22 protein-coding genes are annotated in these 24,879 nt (G+C 62.0%); 8 read left to right on the forward strand and 14 right to left on the reverse strand.

Annotation, left to right across the window (positions count from 1 at the left end; genetic code table 11):
* Window positions 1–21 precede the first annotated feature (21 nt).
* Both GNZ12_RS24905 and GNZ12_RS24910 read left to right on the forward strand, forming a co-directional pair.
* Window positions 22–807, forward strand: coding sequence for a fumarylacetoacetate hydrolase family protein (locus tag GNZ12_RS24905; RefSeq protein ID WP_172314666.1), 786 nt, complete (start codon window positions 22–24; stop codon window positions 805–807).
* Window positions 804–1,448, forward strand: coding sequence for an NAD(P)(+) transhydrogenase (Re/Si-specific) subunit beta (locus GNZ12_RS24910; protein WP_172314668.1), 645 nt, complete (start codon window positions 804–806; stop codon window positions 1,446–1,448). The genes GNZ12_RS24905 and GNZ12_RS24910 overlap by 4 nt, the downstream gene beginning before the upstream one ends.
* A 116-nt stretch (window positions 1,449–1,564) precedes the next feature.
* On the opposite strand, the gene GNZ12_RS24915 is transcribed toward GNZ12_RS24910, so the two are convergent.
* The gene (locus tag GNZ12_RS24915) at window positions 1,565–2,512 is read right to left on the reverse strand and encodes a LysR family transcriptional regulator (RefSeq protein ID WP_172314670.1); all 948 of its coding nucleotides are present in this window, start codon (window positions 2,510–2,512) and stop codon (window positions 1,565–1,567) included.
* A 373-nt stretch (window positions 2,513–2,885) separates the two neighbouring features.
* Here GNZ12_RS24915 and oxlT point away from each other — a divergent pair, with 373 nt between their 5' ends.
* The 3 genes from oxlT to GNZ12_RS24930 are packed head-to-tail and all read left to right on the forward strand — an operon-like array spanning window position 2,886 to window position 6,651.
* Window positions 2,886–4,226, forward strand: a complete 1,341-nt coding sequence (gene oxlT, locus GNZ12_RS24920) for an oxalate/formate MFS antiporter (protein WP_172314672.1) — start codon at window positions 2,886–2,888, stop codon at window positions 4,224–4,226.
* A gap of 30 nt (window positions 4,227–4,256) precedes the next feature.
* Window positions 4,257–5,210, forward strand: a complete 954-nt coding sequence (locus GNZ12_RS24925; RefSeq protein WP_172314674.1) for a LysR family transcriptional regulator — start codon at window positions 4,257–4,259, stop codon at window positions 5,208–5,210.
* The gene (locus GNZ12_RS24930; RefSeq protein WP_172314676.1) at window positions 5,200–6,651 is read left to right on the forward strand and encodes an aldehyde dehydrogenase family protein; all 1,452 of its coding nucleotides are present in this window, start codon (window positions 5,200–5,202) and stop codon (window positions 6,649–6,651) included. The genes GNZ12_RS24925 and GNZ12_RS24930 overlap by 11 nt, the downstream gene beginning before the upstream one ends.
* 82 nt (window positions 6,652–6,733) lie before the next feature.
* Here the strand turns inward: GNZ12_RS24930 and GNZ12_RS24935 are convergent, their stop codons facing one another.
* The 4 genes from GNZ12_RS24935 to GNZ12_RS24950 form a co-directional block, all read right to left on the reverse strand.
* Window positions 6,734–7,711: a 2-dehydropantoate 2-reductase gene (locus tag GNZ12_RS24935; protein ID WP_172314678.1), complete on the reverse strand. Its 978-nt coding sequence runs from the start codon at window positions 7,709–7,711 to the stop codon at window positions 6,734–6,736.
* 264 nt (window positions 7,712–7,975) lie between these two features.
* A complete protein-coding gene (locus GNZ12_RS24940) occupies window positions 7,976–8,596 on the reverse strand; it encodes a LysE family translocator (protein ID WP_172314680.1) in 621 nt (206 codons plus the stop codon).
* 140 nt (window positions 8,597–8,736) lie between these two features.
* Window positions 8,737–9,276, reverse strand: a complete 540-nt coding sequence (locus GNZ12_RS24945; RefSeq protein WP_172314682.1) for a hypothetical protein — start codon at window positions 9,274–9,276, stop codon at window positions 8,737–8,739.
* A 179-nt stretch (window positions 9,277–9,455) separates the two neighbouring features.
* A complete protein-coding gene (locus tag GNZ12_RS24950; protein ID WP_172314684.1) occupies window positions 9,456–10,043 on the reverse strand; it encodes an IMPACT family protein in 588 nt (195 codons plus the stop codon).
* Between the two features lie 163 nt (window positions 10,044–10,206).
* Between GNZ12_RS24950 and GNZ12_RS24955 the strand changes: the two genes are divergently transcribed.
* Window positions 10,207–10,833, forward strand: a complete 627-nt coding sequence (locus tag GNZ12_RS24955; protein ID WP_172314686.1) for a LysE family translocator — start codon at window positions 10,207–10,209, stop codon at window positions 10,831–10,833.
* Window positions 10,834–10,917: 84 nt separating this feature from the next.
* Here GNZ12_RS24955 and GNZ12_RS24960 read toward each other — a convergent pair whose 3' ends face one another.
* Window positions 10,918–11,286, reverse strand: a complete 369-nt coding sequence (locus GNZ12_RS24960) for a hypothetical protein (protein ID WP_172314688.1) — start codon at window positions 11,284–11,286, stop codon at window positions 10,918–10,920.
* 278 nt (window positions 11,287–11,564) lie between these two features.
* Complete coding sequence (locus tag GNZ12_RS24965) at window positions 11,565–12,185, reverse strand: TetR/AcrR family transcriptional regulator (RefSeq protein WP_172314690.1); 621 nt, start codon at window positions 12,183–12,185, stop codon at window positions 11,565–11,567.
* A gap of 65 nt (window positions 12,186–12,250) precedes the next feature.
* On the opposite strand from GNZ12_RS24965, the gene GNZ12_RS24970 reads away from it, so the two are divergent.
* Window positions 12,251–12,889 (forward strand): glutathione binding-like protein, encoded by a 639-nt coding sequence (locus tag GNZ12_RS24970; RefSeq protein WP_172314692.1) that lies wholly within the window; start codon window positions 12,251–12,253, stop codon window positions 12,887–12,889.
* A 21-nt stretch (window positions 12,890–12,910) separates the two neighbouring features.
* Here GNZ12_RS24970 and GNZ12_RS24975 read toward each other — a convergent pair whose 3' ends face one another.
* Window positions 12,911–13,168 carry a DUF2866 domain-containing protein gene (locus tag GNZ12_RS24975; RefSeq protein ID WP_074288209.1) on the reverse strand — a complete coding sequence of 86 codons (258 nt, stop codon included), beginning with the start codon at window positions 13,166–13,168 and terminating at the stop codon, window positions 12,911–12,913.
* A 314-nt stretch (window positions 13,169–13,482) separates the two neighbouring features.
* Between GNZ12_RS24975 and GNZ12_RS24980 the strand changes: the two genes are divergently transcribed.
* The gene (locus GNZ12_RS24980) at window positions 13,483–14,598 is read left to right on the forward strand and encodes a GGDEF domain-containing protein (protein WP_172314694.1); all 1,116 of its coding nucleotides are present in this window, start codon (window positions 13,483–13,485) and stop codon (window positions 14,596–14,598) included.
* Window positions 14,599–14,612: 14 nt separating this feature from the next.
* Here the strand turns inward: GNZ12_RS24980 and GNZ12_RS24985 are convergent, their stop codons facing one another.
* The 6 genes from GNZ12_RS24985 to GNZ12_RS25010 all read right to left on the reverse strand — a co-directional run bounded on the left by GNZ12_RS24985 (window position 14,613) and on the right by GNZ12_RS25010 (window position 24,751).
* Complete coding sequence (locus GNZ12_RS24985) at window positions 14,613–16,373, reverse strand: peptidoglycan D,D-transpeptidase FtsI family protein (RefSeq protein WP_172314696.1); 1,761 nt, start codon at window positions 16,371–16,373, stop codon at window positions 14,613–14,615.
* Between the two features lie 122 nt (window positions 16,374–16,495).
* Entirely contained in the window at window positions 16,496–17,119 is a 624-nt protein-coding gene (locus tag GNZ12_RS24990; protein ID WP_172314698.1) for a trimeric intracellular cation channel family protein, read from the reverse strand.
* Window positions 17,120–17,647: 528 nt separating this feature from the next.
* Window positions 17,648–19,189, reverse strand: a complete 1,542-nt coding sequence (locus GNZ12_RS24995; protein WP_172314700.1) for a methyl-accepting chemotaxis protein — start codon at window positions 19,187–19,189, stop codon at window positions 17,648–17,650.
* Between the two features lie 1,067 nt (window positions 19,190–20,256).
* Window positions 20,257–21,660 carry a methyl-accepting chemotaxis protein gene (locus tag GNZ12_RS25000; RefSeq protein WP_172314702.1) on the reverse strand — a complete coding sequence of 468 codons (1,404 nt, stop codon included), beginning with the start codon at window positions 21,658–21,660 and terminating at the stop codon, window positions 20,257–20,259.
* 409 nt (window positions 21,661–22,069) lie between these two features.
* Window positions 22,070–23,050 carry an alpha/beta fold hydrolase gene (locus GNZ12_RS25005; protein WP_172314704.1) on the reverse strand — a complete coding sequence of 327 codons (981 nt, stop codon included), beginning with the start codon at window positions 23,048–23,050 and terminating at the stop codon, window positions 22,070–22,072.
* A gap of 210 nt (window positions 23,051–23,260) precedes the next feature.
* On the reverse strand, window positions 23,261–24,751 hold the full coding sequence (locus tag GNZ12_RS25010) for a flavin-containing monooxygenase (RefSeq protein ID WP_172314706.1): 1,491 nt from the start codon (window positions 24,749–24,751) through the stop codon (window positions 23,261–23,263).
* Window positions 24,752–24,879: the final 128 nt, after the last annotated feature.

The following is a 24,879-nucleotide window of genomic DNA, read 5'->3' on the forward strand; positions in this document are numbered from 1 at the left end:
TGACAGGTCAAGGAGTGACGTATGGATGCATGGATGCGTTTCATGTCGAGCGACGGTGAAGTCGTTTTCGGCCGGGTGGAAGGCGGTTATCTGCACGAGTACAAAAGTCTCGATCAACCGGTGCCGACCGGCGCGGTGTTGTCGACACGTGCCCTCACGCCGCTCGCGCCTTGCGCACCCGGCAAGATCGTCGCGTTGTGGAATAACTTTCACGCGCTCGCGGCGAAGCTCGACAAACCTGTGCCGGCGCATCCGCTTTTTCTGCTGAAGCCTGCGGAATCGGTGATCGGTTCGGGTGAAGCGATCCGCCGGCCGCCCAGTTACGCGGGGAAGATCGTCTACGAAGGCGAGCTCGGCATTGTGATCGGGCGGCGCTGTCGCGATGCGAGTGCTGAACAGGCTGCGGAATCGATCTTTGGCTACACGCTTGTCAACGACGTGACCGCCGCTGATCTGCTGAACGAGAATCCCCACTTCCCGCAATGGTGCCGCGCGAAGGGCTTCGACACGTTCTGCTGCATCGGACCTTCGATCGTCTCCGGTTTCGACTGGCGCGCAGCGCGTCTCGTGACGACAGTCGACGGTGTGGAGCGGCAGAACTATCCGCTCGCGGATATGGTGTTTTCGCCGGCCGAGCAGGTGCGTCTGATTTCACAGGACATCACGCTCGAACCAGGTGACGTGATCGCCTGCGGCACCTCGGTCGGCGTTGGATCGATCAAGGACGGCGCGACGGTAACGATCACGATCGACGGGATCGGCACGCTAAGCAACACGTTGGCCGCTGCGTGCGAGGTAGCGCTATGACGCGACGGCCGCGGCTCGTTGCGCTGCTGGGCGGCGCCATGGGGCTCGCTGGCATGGCGGGCGGGTTTGCGCGCTATCTGTCGGCGGCGGCGCAGGCGGATGTCGAGCGCATTGAACTCTATGCGGCGGTCTTCTTTGGTGCGCTGGTCTTCGCCACATCCGCAATCGCATTCTGCAAACTGCGCGGCACGTTGGACCTGAGCGCGGCAGCGCGTCCGGGCCATGGCATTGTCAATGTGTCGGCGCTGCTGCTGTGTGGATGGCTGGGTTACGGTTTCGTCACTGAACATGCGCAGCCGTTCGGACTCGCTGCGCTGCTTGCGACGAGCGCGCTTGCCGTTGCGCTAGGCATGCATCTGACGATCAATCGCGCGTACTCGAACGAACGCGACTCACACACGCATGCGTTTGCCGGACATTGCCAGGGATTTGCGCTCGAGCGGCACGGACTATTGGCGCGTATCGAATGGCACGGTGACGAAGAGCAGGCATGGGTGCTGCGTGAGATCGCACCAGGCTTGGTGCGCGCGGCAGCATACCGGCACCGCCGCGGCTGGCGTGGCAGTGGGAACATGGGCGCACAAAAACGCGGGTCGGTCCGCCAACGGGCCACTCACTGCGCAATGTGCCGTCAAAGATGAATAGACCGACGCGTCGAGCGGCAAGCAGCGCGAATGGCGGGATCGCCCCGCCGAAGCCTTTATTCGCCGGTTGCCGTGAAATCGCTGTAGTTAAAGTTTTATTGGCTTTCCATCGCCTACTGCTTATACACGCTCAATTCCTTCACGCGTGTGATCTTCTCGATGAGATTCGCGCCTTCCTCCATCAGGAAGCGTTTGAAGGCGACCGCAACCGGCGGCAGGCGCTTGTTTTTCCGATGCACGACGTACCAGTTGAGCATGACTGGAAAGGTCTCGACGTCGAGCACGACCAGATGACCGAGCTGCAACTCGAGACTGATCGTATGCGCGGACAGGAATGCGATGCCCATGCCGGCGATCACGGCTTGCTTGATCGTCTCGGTGCTCTTGATCTCCATCGCGATCTTAAGATTGGAAAGACGGCCGGCGAAGCCTTCCTCCATCGAATTCCATGTGTCCGAGCCGCGCTCGCGCACGATGAAGGCCTCGCTCGCCAACTGGCTCATCTTGATGTTGCGCTTGTGCGCGAGCGGATGCGTGGGCGCCGCCACGATCACATAAGGGTGCGGCGCGAACGGCTCGTTGGTCGCGTCGGTTTCGTGCGGCGGGCGCACCATCACCGCGAGATCGGTCTGGTTGGTCGCGAGTTGATGCAACAGTTCCTCGCGATTGTGCACGGCGAGATTGAGCACGACGCCCGAGTAGCGCTGTGTGAATTCAGCCAGCAGGCGCGGAAAGAAGTAGTCGCCGGCGCTGATCACCGCGACGTTCAGCTTGCCGCCGGAGACGCCCTTGAGCTGACTCATCGCTTCATCGACTTCGTGGAACTGCTGAATGATCGCGCGGCTGTAGTGAAGCATCTCGGTGCCGGCCGGCGTCAGATAGATTTTTTTGCCGAGCTGTTCGAACAGCGGCAGCCCGGCGTGTTCCTCGAGTTGCCGGACCTGGGTGGAGACGGCGGGCTGCGTCAGATGCAATTCTTCCGCGGCACGGGAGAAGCTCAGGTGGCGCGCCACCGTTTCAAAGACCTTGAGTTGCCGCAGAGTCGCATTGCGCATCGTCATGACCGATGTATAAACAAACGTGAATCAACATAGTAACAAACTTTAATTATTAGTAATTCAGCAATGACCCTAGCATGGGCCTGTATAAGAAGCGGAATTGTCGGCGCTGCGCTCGGGTTAACGCTTGGATTCGAGGCGCGGCGGGGGATGCAGCGAAAAGTTCAGGCACTGCCGATGCTTAATTGATCGGAATAAAGAACTGACCCGAAAAGCGGTAATTCAGGCACGGCGGTTTTTTAAAAAATGCGAATTAAAGACGCAAATATTAAATATTCCCGAGTGGCAAGGCTATTCGGGTCACAACCCAAAGGTGAGACGCATACGGTGCGGCGCGACTGCCGGTTGCACCCGATAAAAAGCGGAGACAACGCGCATGGACGATATCATTCAGCAAGCCACGGCACGCGTATTCTGGGCGAACCGTTGGTGGCAGCTCGTCATCGGCATGATGTGCATGGCATTGGTGGCCAATCTGCAATATGCATGGACGTTGTTCGTCACACCGATGAATGCGCGGCATCACTGGGGTGAAGCATCCATTCAACTCGCCTTCGCTATCTTTATCCTCACTGAAACGTGGCTCGTGCCGGTGGAGGGCTGGCTGGTCGACAAGTTCGGACCACGTCCGGTAGTCGCCGGCGGCGCGGTATGCGCCGGCCTCGCGTGGGTCATCAATTCGTATGCGACGACCTTGCCGATGCTGTATGTATCAGCAGTCATTGCCGGGATAGGTGCGGGCGGGGTGTACGGTACGTGCGTCGGCAATGCCTTGAAGTGGTTTCCGGACCGCCGCGGCCTGGCGGCCGGTCTGACTGCAGCAGGTTTTGGCGCCGGCGCGGCGGTCACGGTGATTCCGATCGCCAGCATGATCACGCGCTCGGGTTACGAGCACACCTTCCTGTTCTTCGGCATCCTGCAGGGTGTTTGCATACTCGCGCTCGCGTTGCTGTTGAAGAAGCCGAATTTGCGCCAGCAAGCTGCACCGAAGAAGAAGTTTGCCGTCACCAAAGTCGACTACACTCCGGGCCAGATGATCAGGACACCGGTGTTCTGGGTGATCTACGTATCGTTTGTCGCAGTGGCGGCGGGCGGCTTGATGGCGACCGCGCAAATCGGCCCGATCGCGAAAGACTGGGGGCTCACGCGCATTCCGATGACGATCTTCGGCATGACCTTGCCGCTGCTCACCGCCACGCTTTCCATCGACAACGTCTGCAACGGCTTAACCCGCCCGCTGTGCGGTTTCATCTCCGACAAACTCGGCCGTGAAAATACGATGTTCGTGATCTTCATCGGTGAAGGCCTCGCGCTGCTCGGCCTCATGCAGTACGGCTCCAATCCGTATGCGTTCATGACGTTCGCCGCGTTGATCTTCCTGTTCTGGGGCGAAATCTTCTCGATCTTTCCGGCGATTTGCGCCGACACCTTCGGCAGCAAATATGCGGCGGCCAATGCGGGCACCTTGTACACCGCGAAGGGCACGGCCTCACTGCTCGTACCGATTGCTTCGGTGCTGTCGGCCACGGGCGGATGGAGTCTCGTCTTTATCGTCTCCGCCGTGGTTACTATCGCCGCGGGCATTTCCGCGAAGTTCGTCCTCGCGCCAATGCGCTCGCGCTGGATCGAAGCGCACAACCAGCCGCAGGGCGTGCTGGCCGTGGCCGGCAGCAAGACCTCGCGGCTTGGCCGTTGGCCTGAGCAGTCAGGGGAATAGGGTGAGCTGCCCAAGCCCGGCAGTGACGTCATGAATGTCTCGCTACAGCAACTCAAGGTGTTTGTCGCCGTCGCGCGTGAACGGAGCTTTACGCGCGCGGCGCGCCAGTTCGATCTAACGCAGTCGGCGGTGAGCCGTTGTGTGCGCGAACTGGAAGACGCTGTCGAATTGAAACTATTCGACCGCACCACGCGCCAGGTCGAATTGACTCATGCGGGCGCGAGTCTGGAGCGCAGAATCGGCCGCCTGCTCGATGAAATCGAATTGACGCTGCGCGAGGAGCGTGCCGCTTTCGACGGACACACCGGCGTGGTTGTGCTGGCGAGCAATCCCGTGTTGTCGTCGAGCTGGGTGGCTCAAGGACTTGCTCGTTGTGCGTCGGCGTTTCCCGAGCTGATCGTGTCCGTCAAGGATCAACCGCAAAGCAGTGTGCTCGCGAGTGTCGAACAGGGGGAAGTGGACTTCGGCGTGGTCTCGGTGGCGGAGCCCCTGGTCGCCGATCAGTTGCACGCGCAAGTGGTTTTCACGACGCCACTCCATGTGGTGATGCCGCCGGCGCATCCGCTGGCGCGGCAAGCCGGCGTCGCATGGCGCGCGTTGCAGGAATGCGCGCTCGTCACGCTGAATGCCGATGCGGGCGTGCGCGCCGCGCTCGAACTCGCCTTCAGTGCGTATGGCCTGAAGCGACGGCCGGTGCAGGAACTCGGACACGTCGCGGCGGTGTCGCGCATGGTTGAGCTGGGTATCGGCATCGGCGTTTTACCTGTCGATGGACATTGGCCCACGCCCGGCGCGTCACTGGTGAGCCGGCCGCTGGTCCCCGAGATGACTCTGACGACGCTGCTCGTGCATCGCCGCAACCGCTCCCTCAGACCCAACGCCGCGGCGGCATGGGCGCAGTTCGCCGCGCTGGCCGATCCGCTGCCGGTCAGCCCACCCAGCCCATGCAACATCCCACGCAAGGAGCCTCATGATGGAAACTGAAACCGACCTCAGGCACCATGATCTGCTGATCGACGGCAAGCGCTTACCGCCTGGCACCGGCGAATATTCCGTCGACATCAACCCGGCGACCGAAGAGCCGATTGCGCTGGTTGCGCAAGGTAGCGCCGCCGATGTCGATATCGCGGTACACGCGGCGCGCGCCGCGTTGAAAGCTTGGAATTCGATTCGGGCAGCCGAGCGAGGCCGCATCCTGATGCGTCTCGCCGGCCTGATGCGCGCAAATCTGGAGGAGCTCGCCGCGCTCGAAAGCCTCGACGCCGGCAAACCGATCTCCGCGGTGATGCGCCAGGATATTCCGGCCGCGATCGATACGCTCGAATACTACGCAGGCTGGTGCGACAAGATCAACGGGCAGGTGATGCCGGTGCGTCCCGATGCATTGACCTACACGTTGCGTGAGCCGGTCGGCGTGGTTGCCGCGATCGTGCCGTGGAATTTCCCGCTGATGATCGGGATGTGGAAGATCGCACCGGCGCTGGCGTGTGGTTGCACGCTGATCGTCAAGCCGGCGGAGATCACGCCGCTCACCGCATTGCGCGTCGGCGAACTCGCGCTCGAAGCGGGTGTGCCGCCGGGAGTCCTGAACATCGTCACCGGCAAGGGGCGGGTGGTTGGCGATGCGCTCGTGACGCATCCCGGCATCGACAAAGTGACGTTCACGGGCTCGCCTTCCGTGGGGCGCGGCATTCTGCAGGGCGCCGCCGGCAACTTCAAGCGCGTCACGCTGGAGCTCGGCGGCAAATCGGCGAACCTGATCTTCCCGGATGCGAATCTCGACAATGCGGTGCGAGCCGCGGCGTCGGGCATTTTCTTCAACACCGGCCAGGTCTGTTCGGCAGGCTCGCGGATTCTGGCTCATCGCGATGTGTACGACGAAGTGGTCGAGCGTCTCGCAGCGCGTGCGAAGTCGATCAAGGTCGGCGATCCGGCGGCGCGCGAAACGGCGATGGGGCCGCTGATCTCCGCGGCGCAGATGAAGACCGTGCTCGGCTATGTCGAGCGTGGGCGATCCGAAGAGGCATCACTCGTGACCGGCGGTGCGCGGGTCGGCGAGCGCGGATTCTTCGTCGAGCCGACGGTGTTCGCCAACGTCGAGCATGAAATGCGCATTTCGCAGGAGGAGATCTTTGGACCGGTGGCGAGCGTGATCCGCTTTGACGACGAAGCCGATGCGATACGTATCGCCAATGGCACGTTGTATAGCCTCGCGGCCGGCGTGTGGAGCGCGGATATCGGCCGGGTGCACCGGGTTGCGCGTGACCTGAAAGCGGGAACGGTGTGGATCAATACCTACGGTTATACCGATGTGCGCTTGCCATGGGGTGGCTCCGGCGATTCCGGCTTTGGCCGCGAGCACGGCGACGTGGCGATTGAAAACTTCACCGAGCCGAAAGCGGTGTGGCTGGCGATCGATCAATAGCGGTGTAAAAAGAGGATCGAACGCGTGACGTTCGATCCTTTCCTGAAGCGCCTGAGAGGTAGGTCGCGGCGCGCGTTGGCGCTCAATCGCCCTGCAATGCCATCCGCTCGCGCAGTTTGACGAGAGCAAGCACGACGTCGATGGTCGGCGTGGGCTCGGCAACGAGACGGCCCATTTCCTGCACGACCGTTAATAGCGGATCGATCTCCATCGGACGGCGGTTTTCCAGATCGACCAGCGTCGAGGTCTTATGTGCGCCGACCGCACCCGCACCGTCGATGCGTTTTTCCACGTCGACGCGAAAATGCACGCCGAACTGATCCGCAATGCGCTTGGCTTCCAGCATCATCGTGCGCGATACCGCACGCGTGCCGGGGTCGCTGGTGAGGACATCGAGCGTAGCGTGGGTCAATGCGCTGATCGGATTGAAGCATAGGTTGCCCCACAGCTTGAGCCAGATTTCATCGCGGATGTTGTCGCGGATCGGCGCGTCGAATCCTGCTGCCTGCATGATTTCGTGCAATTGTTGAATGCGCGGCGTGCGTTCGCCGCTCGGCTCGCCGATCGGGAATTTCTTGCCGTACACGTGCTTGATGACGCCCGGTTCGACGATCTCCGCGGCGGGATAGAGCACGCAGCCGATCGCGCGTTCGGGACCGAGCCGGGTCCATTGGCTGCCGTCCGGGTCGATGCTGGCGAGGCGCGTGCCGGCGAATTTTCCGCTGTGCCGGTAAAAGTACCAATAAGGGATGCCGTTGACGCCGGTGACGATGGCCGTGTGCTTGCCGAGGAGCGGCTGCATGGTATCGACCACGCCAGGCAGCGAATGCGCCTTCAGCGTGACGATCACGAAGTCCTGCACACCGAGTTCGCGCGGGTCGGACGTGCAGCGCACCGGCGCGCTGAACGTTTCGCCATCCATGATCAGGCGCGCGCCGTGTTCGCGCATCGCCGCAAGATGCGGGCCTCGCGCAACGAAGCTCACATTCGCGCCGGCACGCGCCAGTTGCACGCCCATCAAACCGCCAATCGCTCCTGCTCCGAAGATACAGACCTTCATGATGCCGCCCCTGTGACGATGAGAAATCGTTTGCCCAATGCCGCATCTCGTCTTGCCGCGGCGGCGGGTCACTCTTCGAGCATAGGGGTGCAGGACGATTGCAGATAGTTAAAGTTTCTGCGGCCGTGCATTAGCTATCGTTTATAGATGCGCCAATGGGCGGCTATCATGAAGGTTTCGACGGAGCGAAAGGATGCCTTGCAGTCAAGGCGTTACCGGATAGATAGTTCGGTAAGCTTAATATCGTGTTTCGGAACTGGCGTGTTAGGTCCGCCGCACCAGCAAAAAGCTCGCGCCGATCACCGCCAGAAACGCCCCGCAGCAGCGATTGAACCACCGGCGAACCTTGGCGCGAACCAGCCACTTGCCAAGGTGCATGCCAGCCCAGGAATAAAGCGCGATCGCCACCCATTCGAGCACCAGAAAGCTCGCGCCGAGCACCGCGAACTGCGGCAGCATCGGTTTGGCGATATCGACGAACTGCGGTAAAAATGCGGTGAAAACCAGAATCGCCTTGGGATTGCCTGCCGCCACGAGACACTCCTGCCGCGCAATTCGCCAGAGCGACGCATCGTCCTGCTGGGTCGTATCGATGGCCGGCGCGTCGCTGCGCCACAACTGGATGGCAAGCCAGATCAGATACGCGGCGCCGGCCAGTTTGATCGCAAGAAAGAACCACTCGGATGCGTGCAACACGACGGCGAGGCCGGTCGCCGCCAACACCAGCATCAACGCGAACGCAACCAGCCGGCCAGTGCCACCGACGAACGCCGTCATGAAGCCGTGACGCGCGGCGACGTTGATCGATAGAAGATTGTTCGGGCCGGGCGCGAGGTTGATCGCGAAGCAGGCGGGCAGGAAGAACAGCCAGGCGGTGATAGACATGACGGCTCGCACGGAGAGGGGGACGGAATTGCAGAATCGGGCGCGCGGAACAGCAGACGCCAGTGACGCCCTGATTCTGCGCTTTCCCGATATTTCCCAATTGTAGCGAATCGGCAGACCGTGCCGGTTCAGCCGCCCGCTCAGTTCACCGATTCGACGAAGCCCGGGTCGCTGATCAACGCATCGACGCTCAGCTTGACCGTGTCTTCAATGGCGATGGTATTGCTGGTGAATTTAGGCGACTTCTGCCGGACCGTCTTGGTGGTTGAGAACACAACCTTCTGGGTCGCGGCATCGGTCACGACGTAGCGCATTTTCAGTGTCCAGAATGCCGGCGACCGCGAGTCGTCTACCGTGAACGTCTCAATGCTGCCGCTCAGAACCTTCCTGCCTTCGGTGAGATGAAAGCCGGCGATCCGCAAGCTGCTTGCGATGCTATTGCGCACGGTCTCATTGATATCGGTTTTTAGCACGATGCCGGTCATTGCCGTGTTTTCGATCCGGTTCGGCGAAACCTGGCCGGTGCGGGCCGGCATGTAGGCGAAATCGCTGGCGGGGGCGACGCTGAGCCAGCCGGTTGGATGCGCGGCCGCGCGCGGTGGGGAGTTCAGGCCGAACCACGACCAGGAGCAGGCCGATAGCATCAACGGCAGTGCGACGACGCCGCAACCCTTGATCACAGTGGATCTCAGGGCCGGACGCTGGGGACCGAGCGATGGCCGCAGAGACTGACTCTGTTGCGGCGACTCGGGCGCTGTGCTGGAAAAAGCGGCGTTCGAGGTCAGAGGAGTTGCCTTTCAGGTTGAATCATCCCGGTACAGAACAGCATGGTAACAGCGAGCCGATCCCGTGCATCTTCTTAGCTGGAAAACCCGGCCTTCCCCTGGGTCATATCCACCAGGGCTAGCCGGGCATCATCTACCGCATTGACGGGCAATCGGACAGTCATCTTCACCAGCATCCCGTAGGCACTGTCTACGAGTCCGTAACCTTCAGCCTCGATCCATCTGCGCACTTTCGCTTCATCGGCGTAGCTCACTTCGACGCTCAGCGTGACCTGAGCAATCCGCTCCACGCGCGGCGCGTCCAATAGCGCTGTAGCAATCGCGTCGGTATACGCGCGCACCAACCCGCCTGCGCCCAGTTTCACACCGCCGTAATACCGTACGACAGCGGCCAGCACGCCGTCCAGATCATGATGCCGCAGCACTTCGAGAATCGGCCGGCCCGCTGTTCCGGACGGCTCGCCGTCGTCGGACATGCCTGACTGGCCGCCTGCGAGCAACGCCCAGCACACATGCGTCGCGCCGGGATGCGCGTCGCGCAGACGGCGCAACTCGGCCATCGCGGCGTCGCGGTCGGCGACCGGTATCGCGTGCGCGATGAAACGGCTCTTGCGAATCTCGAGTTCCGCAGAGAGCGGTGCGGGCAAGGTATAGGTGGGCAAGGCAAAGACTTCAGTGGACGAAAAATGCGGACCTCATGGGAGTCTCATGCGGCCCTGTGCCCGCCATGGTAACGGATCGTCGATGGGTCATCGGCGAATGTCTATAATCGTTGGCTGAACACGTGACTGTCCGCTGAACAGGGCGCACGACCAAGGAGACGACATGCTTGATCTTTCCACGCTAGGAACATTCGTTGCCGTTGTACTAGGGCTCTTTCTGATTCCCGGGCCGGCCGTGCTACTGGTGTTGACTCGCACGGTGCATGGTGGGCGCAAGGCCGGCATACTCACCGGTCTCGGTATTGCGGTTGGCGATTTCATCCACGCGTTAGGCGCCGCGGTCGGTCTGTCGGCTCTGCTGATGACCTCAGCGCTAGCCTTCAATGCCGTGAAGTTCCTCGGTGCCGCCTATCTGGTCTATCTGGGCATCCGTGCCTTGCGCGAAAAGCAGGCGAGCGCGCATTTGCCGGCAGTCGCACCGGTATCCGCTTCCAAGGCTTTCTTTCAGGCGATCCCCGCCGAAGTGTTGAACCCCAAGACCGCGTTGTTTTTCCTCGCGTTCCTGCCGCAGTTCGTTCGCCCTGAGCATGGTTCTTCGTTCCTGCAGTTCACGATGCTCGGACTCATCTTCGTCGGCATGAGCGCGCTTTATACAACGTCGATCGTGCTGACCATTCGTCCGCTGGGCAAGCTCGTCAAGCGCCTGACATGGCTCGGCCGCTGGCAAAACAAGATCATCGGCGTGCTGTTCATTTCGCTCGGCCTGCGCGTCGCCACGCAAACGCGCTGACGAATCTGCACGCCTCTGCACGCCGTTTCATTCCGCCGCGCAGAAACATGCTGCCGTGCTTGCGCTAGATTGCGCTAGATTGCGCTAGATATTCCGGCGCTGGCGTCTCAGGCGCCCTTCGCGTGCGTATTCCATCTGGCCCTGGGTGCGCACGGCAAGCCTTTCCTGTTCGGCGCGGCTCATCTGCCGCGTATCGTCGATATCGCCAACGCGCAGCACTTCCTGCGCGATCCGTATGCGTAGTGTCATTAAGGGTTCGCCGCGATCGACCAGCGTGCGGTCGCTTGCGCGCGCCTGCTGGACGCCGCTGTCGATCAGGTTGCGCAGTTCAAGCAGCGTGAGCCGCTGGCGTTGGATTTCGAGGATGAGCCGCTGGATGGCCTGTTCGTCGCGCGTGCGCCACCAGGCGCGCAGTTCGGCGAGCGTGGGCGGTTCGAAGGGAGGAAGGCGCATTGTTCAGACGAGAAATACTGTATATATGTACAGTATATCCCGTCTTTCTACGGAAACACGGAGCGCGCGTTGACCGGCTCGCAACCCCTGCAAGAGGGGGCGTTACAACGCTCAGGTGAGCGCGAGCATGATGGAGGTGGAGACCACGATGATGAAAAGACATGTCGCGGTAATCAGGTCGTACGGATAGCTCATGTCGAAACCATAGCGCCTCGGGCGGATGAGCCCATCATAGGCACAACCGCTCCCCGTGACTGTCAAGCATTGCAAAGCCGAGGTTATCCGCATATCAACGCTACGCCCGCAACCGCCGTTGCCCGCAGCGACGCGCGTGAATCGCCCGCGCGGGCGCGCAACGCGAGGCTGTGCAAAATCGCCGAGGCGATCTTCGCGAGGAGTGCCGGTTGTGCGTCGGCTGCCAGTTCGCCGGTGGCCTGCGCCAGCTTGAGGCGTTTCTCGAAGGCCTTGTCGTAGGTACGCAGTCCTTCGGCAAGCGCTGTGCGGACCTCGGCGTCATCCACCGCTTCGACCGCGGCGGTGCCGATCATGAAGCAGCCGCGCGGATCGCCGTCGGCGGGCAAGTACCACGTGAGTGCGCCTTCATAAACGCGCAGCAGTGCCTGCGGCAATGGCAGGTCTTCGCTGAGCGCATGAACCATCGCGAGCCGGCCAGCTTCGATATAACGTTCGAGCGTGGTCAGATACAACGCGTGTTTGTCGCCGAATGCGCCGTACAGGCTCGGGCGGTTCATGCCGGTCGCGGCGCTCAATTGATCCAGCGAGGTGCCTGCATAGCCGCTGCGCCAGAACACGTCTCTTGCATCGGCGAGGGCCTGGTCGGAATCATAGGCGCGCGGGCGGCCGCGAGGGCGGACTTCTTTTTTTGTACTGGTCGGCATAAAAATATGGCTGAAATGATTTAAATGCAATATAGTACAAAAACACCAACGACAGGGGATTCCCCATGGATCTGTACTTCTCGCCGCTCGCTTGTTCACTGGCCACCCGAATCGCGTTGTACGAGGCGGGGGCACAGGCTGGGTACATTCAGGTCGACACGAAGTCGAAAAAGTTGTCGGACGGCTCGGACTTCTATCCGATCAGTCCGCTCGGGCAGGTACCGGTGCTGCGTACGGACGAAGGCTGGCTGTTGACCGAAAACACGGCGATCCTGCCGTATGTGGCCGATCATTTTCCGGCCGCACGGCTTGCGCCCGCCGCGGGTACGGCGCAGCGCGCGCGGCTGCAGCAATGGCTGGGTTTTATCAGCACGGAGTTGCACAAGGGGGTGTTCGTGCCACTACTCGATGCGCGCGCACCGGAAGACGTGAAGCGCTATGCACGCGACAAGGCCGCGTTGCGGCTGGGCGTTCTGCAAGATCATCTGGCGCAAAACGAGTATTTGCTCGACGCGTTCAGCGTGGGCGACGCCTATCTGGTCACCGTGTTGAACTGGGCGCAGTATGGCGGCATCGATCTGTCGGAATGGCCGGCGGTTGCTGCTTACTACAAGCGGTTGATGCAGCGGCCGAGTGTTGCAAAAGCCGCTGCGGAAGAAATCGCGCTGTTTCAGGAAGAAGTGGCGAAGCGCGCAAAAAGCTGAGGGCGGGTTGCGGTTGCGCGATTAGTCGTCGCTCTGCTGGCAGAAGCGGCGCCCCGGAATGTGCGACACGACCGCCTGGGCAATTTCGAGTGGTGTGCTTTCCGCGGGCACCACGCGGCGGCTCGATTCCGGGGTGTGCTTCATGGTCCATTCGACGAGTCTGTACGAGCGTCCCCATGGGGGTTGCAAGGGGTCTGAGACCTTGCACGAGTGGATCTGGCGCACCCATTCGTTGCCGGGCATCGCGCGCAAATGCTCGAATACCGTGTCTTCCACCATCGTTTGACTCCTTCTTTCGCAGGCATGCTGTCCATCTATCGGCGCGTCGGCGACACCCCTGGAGAAAAAAAGCGCCGCCGATGTTCTGGCGGCTCAACAGGGGATGTTGTGCGCCATAGTTACAGGTAAGAATTAAGCCAAACTTAAGATCGCGCTCAAAATTCCCGCGCGTGATCCCTCTGCGTGATCGCACCGTTAAAGCGCTGTTTTGCGTGCGCGCTGATCCAACCCTCAAGACCTCGCGGAATTGGCCGTTATTAAAGCGGTTGGGGCCGCCGACCCCGCTTCGCCTCCGGGCCCGCATCCTTGATAACGTGACGAATCTCGCTCAAACGCCGCTTTCCGACCGCCTTCGCTCGCTCGTCGATACCGTGCAGCACAACGAGCGCACGCTGCGCCGCTTTCAGAACGTCGAGTTGAAGTTGATCGGCGCGCAGGATTTCGCGTCGTTTCTCGACACGCTGTTCAGCCATCTGCCGCAAGCGTTCTCGCTGGCGAGCGTGATGTTGTGGCTCGACGACCGCGCGCCGATGCTGCTCGAACTCCTTGAGCCGGACGCTCTGGATGCACTCGGCCAGCCCAATCTGAGAACCTCACGCGAAGGGGGGCTCGCCGCCCTTGGTCTATGCGACGAGGGGCGGCCGTGGTTGGGCAAGCTGAGCGGGCTGGATGAAACAGCGCGCCGCGCATTCTTCGGCGACGCCGACGTGCCGGCGAGCGCGATCTTGCTGCCGCTTGCCGCAGGCGACACCGTCAGCGGCTTTCTATGCCTCTGCAGCGACGACCCCGCCCGTTTCGCTCAAGGCATGGCTACGGATATTCTGGAGCGCTTTGCGAGCATCGTCACGGCGAGTCTCGACAATGTCGCGCATCGCGAGCGGCTCAAGCAACTCGGTATGACCGATTCGCTGACCGGCCTCGCCAATCGCCGCTACTTCGATGAACGGCTGCGCGAGGAGATCATGCGTGCCGTCCGGTATGGCGTGCCGGTCGCGTGTCTTTTCATCGATATCGACAGCTTCAAGCGTATCAACGACACCTACGGACATCAGACTGGCGACCGCGCTCTGGCGGCGGTAGCGGCCTGTGTGCGGCAGCAGGTGCGTCTGGGCGATAGCGTGGCGCGTTACGGCGGGGAAGAGTTTGCCGCGCTGTTGCAAGGCGATCGGACCGATGCGCTGACGGTCGCCGAGCGCGTGCGGCTGGCTGTTGAAAGGCTGGATTTGCAGGACGACCACGGCGAACGCATCGCATTGACCGTGTCGATCGGCGTGGCCGCGCGCACGATTACCGGCACGCCGGCCGATGCGGCCGCGCAAGGCCACGCGATGATGGAAGAAGCCGATCGGGCGATGTACCAGGCCAAGCGTAATGGCCGCAATCGCATCGAGGCGCTGGCGAAAGCGGGCAGCGATAACGCGCCGCGCTAAGGCGGCTCGGCAGATCAGGCATCCGGCGGCACCCCCAGTAACTGCAGCGCACCGCCCGTCACGCCGCTGAACACCGGCCCGGCCACGGTGCCACCATAGAATGCCTTGCCGGCCGGGTCGTCGATCATGACGGCGACGATCAGCCGTGGGTCGCTCATCGGCGCCATGCCGACGAACAGTGCCCGGTAACGGTTTTTCGCGTAAGTCGCGCCGACCTGTTTGCGCGCCGTGCCGGTTTTGCCACCGATCGGGTAGCCTTCCACCGCCGCAGCGCGCCCCGTGCCGCCAGGGCCGGCAGCCATTTCTAGCATCGAGCGGATCGCGCGCGCGGTGGCGGGCGTGGTGACCGCATGGCCCTTATCCTCGGACTGCGCCGCGGCGGTCGCACTCGCGTTCCCGTCCGCGCTTCTATTCGAGTCGCCGTCTTTCCGCAGCAAACTCACGTGATGCATCGTGCCGTTGCCGGCATAGGCGGTGTAGACCTGCGCGATCTGCAGCAACGACGTGGACAGACCGTAGCCATACGCCATGGTCGCCTGTTCGATCGGACGCCAGCGTTTGTACGGGTGCACCTTGCCCGACGCGACACCCGGAAAGGTCAGATCGGGTCTCAACCCGAGCCCGTATTCCTGATACTTGTTCCAGATTTTTTCAGCGGGCAGATTCAAGGCGAGCTTGGCGAGCGCGATATTGCTCGACTTCTGCACCGCTTCGGCGACGGTCATCGCACCGTGATTCGACGTGTCGTGAATCACCGCCGGGCCGATCTTGTACCAGCCCGGCGCGGTATCGATGATGCTTTGCGGCCGCACCTTGCCTTCGTCGATCGACAGTGCGACGACAACCGGTTTGATCGTCGAGCCCGGCTCGAAGGTGTCGACTACCGCGCGATTACGCAGTTGCCGCCCGGTGAGTCGGGCGCGGTCGTTCGGATCGAAGCTCGGATAGTTGGCAAGCGCGAGAATTTCGCCGTTGCGCGCATCGAGCACGACGACGCTGCCGGCTTCGGCGTGATGTTTGGCGATGGCGTCCTTCAGTTGTGCATAAGCGAGTTGCTGAATGCGCCGGTCGATCGTCAGGTGGATGGTGTCGCCGTTCTGCGCGGGCACGAGCGGCCGGGTCTCGGACACCACCCGGCCCAGCCGGTCGCGGATCACTTCGCGCTGGCCCGGTACGCCGAGCAGTTGCTCGTTGGCGGCGAGTTCGACGCCTTCCTGACCGTTGTCCTCGATATCGGTGAAGCCGACCACGTGCGCCGCCGATTCGCCTTCAGGGTAAAAACGCTTCGAATCCGCGATCTGCGTGATGCCGGCGAGGCCCAGTTTGTTGAGGCGATCGGCGGTGTCGGCATTGACCTGGCGCTTGAGCAGCACGAAGGTCTTGTCGCCGTTCAGACGCCTGCGCAGTTCCGCCAGCGGCAGGTCGAGCAGCTTCGAAAGCGGCGCAAACGAGGCTTCGTCGAGCAGCTTGGGCGAGGCCCAGATCTCGTAGGTCGCGAGGCTGACGGCGAGCATCGAGCCATTGCGGTCGACGATGCGCCCGCGCGTCGCATCGAGTTCGAGGGTGCGCTGATAGCGTTTTTGCCCCTGATCGACGTAGAAGTCCTGGTTGACCACCTGCACCCAGAACGCGCGTGCCGCCAGCGACGCGAACGCGCTGAACACCAGCAGGATGACAAGTTTCGAGCGCCACATCGGCAGGCGCGCGGCCAGCAGCTGGTTCTTCGCGACGGGCGCGTACGGATCGTGCGACTGCGATTTCTTCTTTTGGATCATGAGTGCGGATAACGAACAGCAGTGCGTCACGAGCTGAAACCGGCGAAGCCGGCAGCTTGTTGCGCGTGACTGTCGAGCGTGCTCCTCGAATGAAAGCCGTACGCGCGTGGCGTGCAGCTTGATTAGCTTGCGCCGCCCGAATCGGCGACGGTGAATACCTTGAGTTGCCAGCGGAACCGCACGGCCAGCATGCGCACCGCGAAGCCGCAGGCCAGCACCACGACGGAGGCCGGCCCCGGCGCCACGTCGCAGGCTTGTAGTGCCACGTACAGCGCGCCCGCGCCAAGCGCGATGCTGGCGTACAACTCTTCGCGCAACACGAGCGGCATCTGATTGCACAGCAGGTCGCGCAGCATGCCGCCGCACACGCCGGTGATCGCGCCAGCCAGCACGACGATCGCGGGGCTCACCTCCAGCGTCGCGGCAACATCGCAACCGATGACCGTGAACGCGATCAGGCCGATCGCGTCGACCGTGACGAACAGCCACTGCCAGTTACGCAGCCACTTGGCGCTGGCCGCGGCAATCGACGCTGCCCCGATTGTAATCAGAACGTAATACGGATGCGAGATCCATGCAAGGGGATAGTGGCCGAGCAACACATCGCGCACCGTGCCGCCGCCGAGCGCCGTGACGGTGCCGACGAGGCACAGGCCGAAGCGGTCCATGCCGCGGCGCATGCCCATCAATGCGCCGGACATGGCTTCAGCGACGATCGCTACGAGGTAGAGGAGGTGAAGCAACATGACGGCGAGCCTTGGTGGGGCGGCGCTCGCGAGAGGAAAGGCTCCGCATTGGAGCTTGCCGCGGGGGCGCGCGTTTGAAAGCGGCCATTATCGGAAGCGGCGCGGCCTGATGAAAATGCCTTAAGCCGAATTCGGCGATGCCAAATTCGGCTTAACCTGGTTGCGGGATCGGGCGTGGTAAGCGTTCGCTGAAGGACGGGGGCCTTCGCGGACGCAGACGCGGACGCGGACGCAGAGGCAGAGGCAGAGGCAGAGGCAGAGGCAGAGGCAGAGGCAGAGGCAGAGGCAGAGGCAGAGGCAGAGGCAGAGGCAGAGGCGGCTGTAACCGCAAGACATAGCCGCGAGCGCAAACACAGGCGGCCACAAAAAAGCCGCGTCGACTTGAAAATCCGCGCGGCTGGTTCGTTCGATTAATGCGTCTACTCCGACGCGGCGTGTTAAAGAGGCGCTCCCTGCCTGTCGAGCGCCTTCTTTTTCTCTGCCGCTCTTCTCATGGCGTCCCGCTGCCTGAAAAGAGCGGGGGCGGCCTCAGGCCGGCAAAGCGAAGCTCGAGATTGCCTCGCGCAACACGCCCACCTGATCCTTGAGCGAGTGGGCTGCGGCGGCGGCTTCTTCGACGAGCGCGGCATTTTGCTGCGTGACCTGATCCATTTCGCCGACTGCGCGATTGACCTGTTCGATGCCCGCGCTCTGTTCGCGCGACGCGTTGCTGATCTCCTCGAGGATTGCGTTCACTCGGCGCACCGACTGCACGATCTCGCCCATGGTCGAACCGGCGTTGGCGACCAGCGACGCGCCCGCTTCGACGGTATGGGTCGACGTTTCGATCAACGCCTTGATTTCCTTCGCGGCCGTGGCCGAGCGTTGCGCGAGGCTGCGCACTTCCGCGGCGACCACCGCGAAACCGCGACCCTGTTCGCCCGCGCGGGCTGCTTCGACGGCTGCGTTGAGCGCGAGGATGTTGGTCTGGAACGCGATGCCGTCGATCACGCCGATGATGTCGCCGATCTGCCGCGAGCTGCTGGTGATTTCGCCCATGGTGCGAACCACGTCGTCGACGACGCGGCTGCCGCGCGTGGCCACATCCGCAGCCTGACCGGCAAGTTGCGCCGCTTGCAGCGCGCTGTCCGCGTTCTGCTTCACGTTGACCGTCATCTGATCCATGCTCGACGCCGTTTCGACGAGCGCCGCGGCCTGTTCCTCCGTGCGCTGTGACAGATCCGTGTTGCCGGCGGCGATTTCGGTCGCGCCGATATTGATGTTTTCGGTGCCGAGACGCACGCGCGAGACCGTATCGACGAGACCGGCCTGCATGGTGTGGAGGGCGTGCAGCAGACTGCCGGTGTCGTTCCCTTGCACCGGCACGCGCGTGGCGAGGTTGCCGCGCGCCATCAGTTGGGCTGCTTCCACCGCGACTTCGAGATCGCCGCCGAGCGTGCGGCGGATGCTGCGCAACACCAGCAGCATGACGACGGTGGCGATCGCGCCGAGCGTCACGGTGATGATGAGCCAGCGCAGCAGACTGGCGTAGAACGCGCTTTGCACGTCGTCCATGTACATGCCGGTGACGAGGTACCAGTCCCATGGCGCGAAGTGACCTGCGTAGCTGGTTTTGGCCACGGGTTCGTTGCTGCCTGGCTTGGCCCACAGATAGTCGACGAAGCCGCCGCCTTCGCGGCTGCCTGCTTTGACGATGTCGACGAATAGGTGGTTGCCGGCCGCGTCGGTGAATTGCGCGAAGTTCTTGCCGACCATTTCCGGCTTGAACGGGTGCATTAGCATGACTGGCTGCGAGTCGTTGACGGAGATGTAGCCGTCTTTGCCATAGCGCATGGCGGCGAGCGTATCGAGCGCCTGTTTTTTGGCTTCGTCTTCGGTGATCGTGTGCTGCTGTGCGAGGGTGTAGTAGCGGTTGACGATGTGATTGGCCTGGTCGATCAGCGAGGTTAGTTGATCGCGGCGGTCCTGGATCATCGACGCACGGTTTTGCCATGCGCCGAAGCCGCCGATCAGGATCAGGCCGATCCAGAGGACCGCGATCATTGAGGCTAGTTTTTTGTTCAGAGTCATAGCAAGGGGGGCTTTCGCTTTCGCTTTCGCTTTCGCGAGGTGGTCGGTCAGGGTGGGTGCTCGTTCACTCTTTCGCTTGCAGCGATTGGCTTGTCGCTTACTGTGTTTACGGCTTCTCGTTCTTGGCTCCGCAGGGGAGGGGAAACCCGTTGTTTTGTTTGTCTGACTAAAGGAAGGTGGTGCTTGTTTGGTGGTATGCCTACGGTGTTGGGGTTTGCCTGGGTTTTTTGCCTGCGCGGCGCTATTTGGTTGTGCCCTTACGGTGTTGGCCTTTCCTTGAATTTTTATTGGTTTATTAGCGTTGCCCCTGTGCGGGGCAGGCACCTACTTTTCTTTGCATGCCGCAAAGAAAAGTAGGCAAAAGAAAGCGGCTCCAACCGCTAATTCTTAAGCGGGTCCCCTAGCTCGGAGGGGGCAGTGGTGCATCTGGAATCTGTGCCCTCGCACATTCGGCCTTGGTGACAAAGCAGTCATACCTCCGGCGGCGCCGCGCGCGCCGAAGGGCATTTCATAAAACCGTCCGTTGTGTTCCGGCTCCCGCGTTTGTCACGGAACCGCGGCCGGCGGCCACGTCAACACTGCCACTGCCACTGCCACTGCCACTGCGACTCACTGACATTTCATTTGAGGTATGAGTTTGCCCATGCGAGCAGAGGCGTTTCGCCGAGGCGAAGCCGATGGCTCCCGCCGCGCGTAATCGAAGCCCCACGGTTTCCCTGGCAGGCCCATCCGCGACGCACGCAGTGCGGAGTGGGAGCTGATGATTCCTTTGTCACTGACGCTGAAGGTGCGAGGGCACGGATTCCAGATGCACCACTACCGCAACTGCGCGAGGGACCCGCTTAAAAATTAGCGGTGTGAGCCGCTTTCTTTGCTTATCTTTCTTTGCGGCGGCAAAGAAAGTAAGTGCTGCCCCGCACAGGGGCAACGCTAATAGACCAATAAGAAATCAAGGAAAGGCCAACGCCGCAGGCAAACAGACACTAAGGGCCGCCCAGGCAACCAGATCCAGAAAAGCCCAACACCGCACGCACACAGACAAAGCGCCGCGCAGGCAAAAAAACCCATCAAACCCTATACCCAACCCGAACCCCACCCCAATGCCGCCCGGCAACAAACACAGGCGCCGACGCGTCCTTCATCAAAACAAACTGCCCGCCACCCATATCGCGCCGATACGTCTGCAGCAAAAATTTCTTAACATGCGAAGCAGCCGCAATCCCCGTCCGGTCATCGAACATCCTCCGATTCCGGCAATTCGCCATATTCCAGACCACATCCTCGCGCTGCGGCAAAGAAAACTTCAGATTGTGAGTAGGCAGATACCCGCGCACATCGACCGCGGCACAAAACGCCACGCGTGGATCAAGCCCGAGTAAGGGCTCCTGAATAGCGGGCAAAACCCGATCAGTAAAAGCAGTAAACCGGGTAACGAACTGAGCCGGATTGCTCCCTGCAACAGGCGCGTAACGTTGATCGAACAGATCCTCAATCGACACTTCGCCCCGAGCAACCGCCGCTTCGAATACCTTGCTCACCGTAGCCGCGGCCTGCTGCACAGCATCAATAAACCGCGTATCCGCAGTCTCGACCCCCGTGGCGGTCGTCAACTCGATCAGCGTCTCGGACACGCCGAGCAAATTCCCCAGCCGATCCTTCGCCTGGACAAAGTTCTCGCTCGAATCTTCGACGTCGCTCGCCATCTCCAGCACCTGCGCCTCGAGCCCTTTGCATTGCGTTTCGATCTCACCGGTCAACGCAGCGATCTGCCCAGCCTCGTCGTTGAGCTGCGTAATCGCATCCCCCGTCGCATGCACGACGTCGCCGATCTTGCGGGTGCCTTCGCGTACCCGGTGAGCGCGCGCTGTGTTCACCGAACCCTCGTTGATCAATTGCTCGGTCTGTTGCGTGAGTTGCGCCAGCGTCGTCTCGATCTGGCCCGTGGCCTGTGCGGTCTTCGCCGACAGGTTCTTCACCTCGGCCGCCACCACCGCGAAACTTCTACCGGAGTCGCCGGCACGCGCGGCTTCGATCGCGGCGTTCAGCGCCAGCAAATGCGTCTGGCGGGCGATCAGCGAAATTTCCTCGGAGACGCGGCTGACATGCGTCAACGCGCTGCGCAACGCGCCGATCTGGCTCTCGATCACCGTCACGCCTTCCACCAGCCCGTGGATGTCGGCCAGCGACGCTTCCAACGTTTGCTGGGATGCCTGCACGCTGGTCGCGGCGTCGGCCGATACACTGCGCATCGCGCGCGCGGCAGTGGCAATGCGATGATTGCCGGCGAGTGTCTGCGCGGCGGACTCGCGCAGCGCGCGGCATACCTGCGCCTGGTGCTGCACGCGTGCGGCAACTTCTTCGACGTGACCCGATACGTCGCAGATTTCAATGCCCAATTTGCCAGCTTGCGCGGCGATATCGCCGACGATCGTTTGCGAACGGCCGCTGCGGCGAAAGCTGAAACGCGTCATGCTCGTCTCCTTGATGGCGCGATTGGCGCAGTCAATTGGCGCGGTCACCCAGTGCGGATGCCGCGCCTTCTCAGTGCGTTTACGGCACACTTTCAATCGACTTGATACGGGGTATCCCGCAGTCGTTATGATGTGCACTCGCCGTGCAAGCCCGCAGCCATTCTTTTTCCGACCCGCCAACCATGATCGATTCCTTCGCACGCGTTTCAGGCTGGCAACAGCTCTATCACCTGTGGGAGCTGATCGTGATGATCTGCAAGTTTCTCTGGAGCCTGTTGCGCTTGCTCGGGGGCGGTTGAAGGGGATGGTCACGCGACGGCCGTGCGTCGACCGCGCGGCCGGGCTAACGTGAAACGTTCGCCCGGCCGGCGCGACAGCCGGTCATGAACAATGCAGAGAGGGCGCTTCCTTACGTCGGGGAACGTTTCGACGCGCCTGCAGCCGCGGCGTTCGTGCCGAGAAACGCGCGCAGATCGGTCATCACGCGCTCGGGCGCTTCTTCCATCGGGATGTGACCGAGTCCCGGGTACATCACCGATTTCGCCCCTGGAATACGGCTTGCAAATTCGGCCGCGTGCGCAGGCGGAATCCAGCGATCCTTCGCGCCCCACAGCACCAGAGACGGCACGTTCAGCGTCTTCAGCACGTCGGTATCGACGTCCTTGAAGTCGAGCGTCGGCACCATCTTGCCGATCGCCGTGCGCGTGCCTTCGCCGTGGAAGAATTCAACGTAACGCCGCAGCGTCACCGCATCGAGCTTGCGCGGATCGCCATACACGTTGCGCACCGCGCTCTTGATAATGACTTCGGGCAGCCACCACGGCGAACTGACGCGCACCAGCGCGCTGTTGAAGAGGCCGATGTAAATCGGCAGCTTCATCGGAAAACCGGCGGAGTCGATCAATACAAGCCGCTCGACGGCTTCGCGATGGCGCACCGCGTAGTCCCACGAAATCAGGCCGCCGAGCGAGTTGCCGATCAGCGTCGCGCGCGAGATGTCGAGCGCCTGCATGAATGTGTCGATGAAACGCCGGTAGGTTGGCAGGTTCACTGTTTCGATTTCGCCGGTGCTCGAGCGCAGCGGCCCGGTTACGCCGAAGGGCGGCAGATCGAGGCGGATCACGCGATGCTCGCGCTTGAGTTCGTCGGCAACGCGATTCCACGTATGCAACGAAGACGCGAAACCGTGAATCATCACGATCGTGTCGCCGCTGCCTTCATCGACGTAATGCACGTCGGCACCCATGATCTTGACGAACTTCGAACCGCTCTGTGTGTAGCGCCGCTGCAGTTCGGCGCGCGGCACGCTGGTGATGCCGAGACGCGCGGCGAACGAGCGGGGCGGCAGTGGCGCTGTTGATGCGGACGTCGCGGATTGGATGCTTGCCATGGTTGTTGTCTCCCTTTAGTTCGAATTAGTTCGCGTCAGCGTCAACGTCAGCCTGTGCCTTAGGCTCAGCCTTAGCCTTAGCCTTAGCCTTAGCCTTAGCCTTAGCCTCAGCCTTAGCCTTAGCCTTAGCCTTAGCGGCAGCGACAGCATGAGCATCTGAGTCCGCCTCCGTCCCCGCATCGCGAGCAGCCACTCAGCCGCCGCATGCTTCTAAGGCACGAAGCGATAATCGTGCGGCCGCACACGCCGCGTGCGTTTGCGAAAGCTGAATGTGAAGCCCGGCCACAGCGCTGTGACTTTGCCGCTCTTCGTCTGATACCAGCTATGGCAGCCACTGGCCCACACGGAGTGCTGCATCTCTTTCTGCAGACGCTCATTGAAATCGCGCTGGACGTCGGGCCGCAGGTTCATCGTGCGCGCCTTGCGCCGTTGCAAGACGCGCAGGCAATCGGCGATGTATTGCACCTGCGACTCGATCATGTAGATCATCGAGTTGTGACCGAGCCCGGTGTTCGGGCCGACAATCATGAAGAAGTTCGGGAAGTTGGCGACGCTGACGCCGAGGTAGGCCTCCGGCCCATCGCGCAGCCACATCGCGCCGAGATCGGCGCCGTCGAGGCCGGTCACGTCGAATGGCGCGCCCACGTCGTTCACCTGGAAGCCCGTGCCGCAGATGATTGCATCGGCTTGGTGATGCGCGCCGTCGTCAGTGACGATACCGTCGGCGACGATTTCGCGGATGCCGGTCGTTACCACGTCGACGTTCGGTTGACCAAGTGCCGGATAGTAATCGCTCGACAGCAGCACGCGCTTGCAACCGAGCCGGTAGTTCGGCGTCAGCTTGGCGCGAAGCGCCGGGTCCTTGACGCGCCGTTCCAGGTAGCTCATGCCGAACTTCATCGGGAACTTCATCAGCTTCGGATTGACGACGAACGCAATCGCACGCGATTCGAGTTGCCAGTAGATCGCATTGCGCACGAAGCGCTGCGTAAACGGCAGATGGCGGAACAGCCAACGCATGCGTGGGCCGACCGGTTTGTTTGGCTTGGGCATGATCCATGGCGCAGTGCGCTGAAACAGTTCGAGTTGTGCGACGCGCGGCTGGATCTGCGGCACGAACTGGATCGCGCTGGCGCCGGTGCCGATCACCGCGACGCGCTTTCCTTCGAGCGGATAGTCATGGTCCCAGCGCGCCGAATGAAACAGCTTGCCTTCGAAGCGGTCGAGGCCGGCGATCTGCGGCATGGCCGGCCGCGATAGTGGACCGCTCGCGGCGATCACCACATCGGCCTCGATGCGTTCGCGTGTGCCGTTCGAATCGATCTCGACTTGCCAGGTCTGCCGCGCTTCGTCAAAACGCGCCGAGGCGACGCGCGCATTGCAACGCACGTAACGATCGACGCCGTACTTGCGCGCGCAACGCTTCAGATAAGCGAAGATCTCCGCCTGGCCGCTGAACGCACGCGACCACGCCGGATTCGGCTCGAACGAAAACGAATACAGATGCGACGGTACATCACAAGCCGCGCCGGGATAGATGTTGTCGCGCCACGTGCCGCCAATATCGCCGGCCGCCTCGTAGACCGTGAACGACGTGATGCCCATCTGCTGAAGGCGGATCGCCATGCCGATGCCCGCAAACCCGCTGCCGACAATGGCAATGCGTGGCGCGGCGGGTTGGGCAGATGAGGCTGGTGTCACGGCGGGTCTCCGGGGTAGGCAAATTCGGGTGTCTACATATGTCTACACCGCATAACGCGCAGGGTAGACAACTGTACACTTCGCGTCAAGATCGTTTAGAGTACGACTATTAAACGCGCGAGCCGCGC

It is taken from the genome of Paraburkholderia solitsugae (assembly GCF_013177695.1).
Classification (GTDB): domain Bacteria; phylum Pseudomonadota; class Gammaproteobacteria; order Burkholderiales; family Burkholderiaceae; genus Paraburkholderia; species Paraburkholderia solitsugae.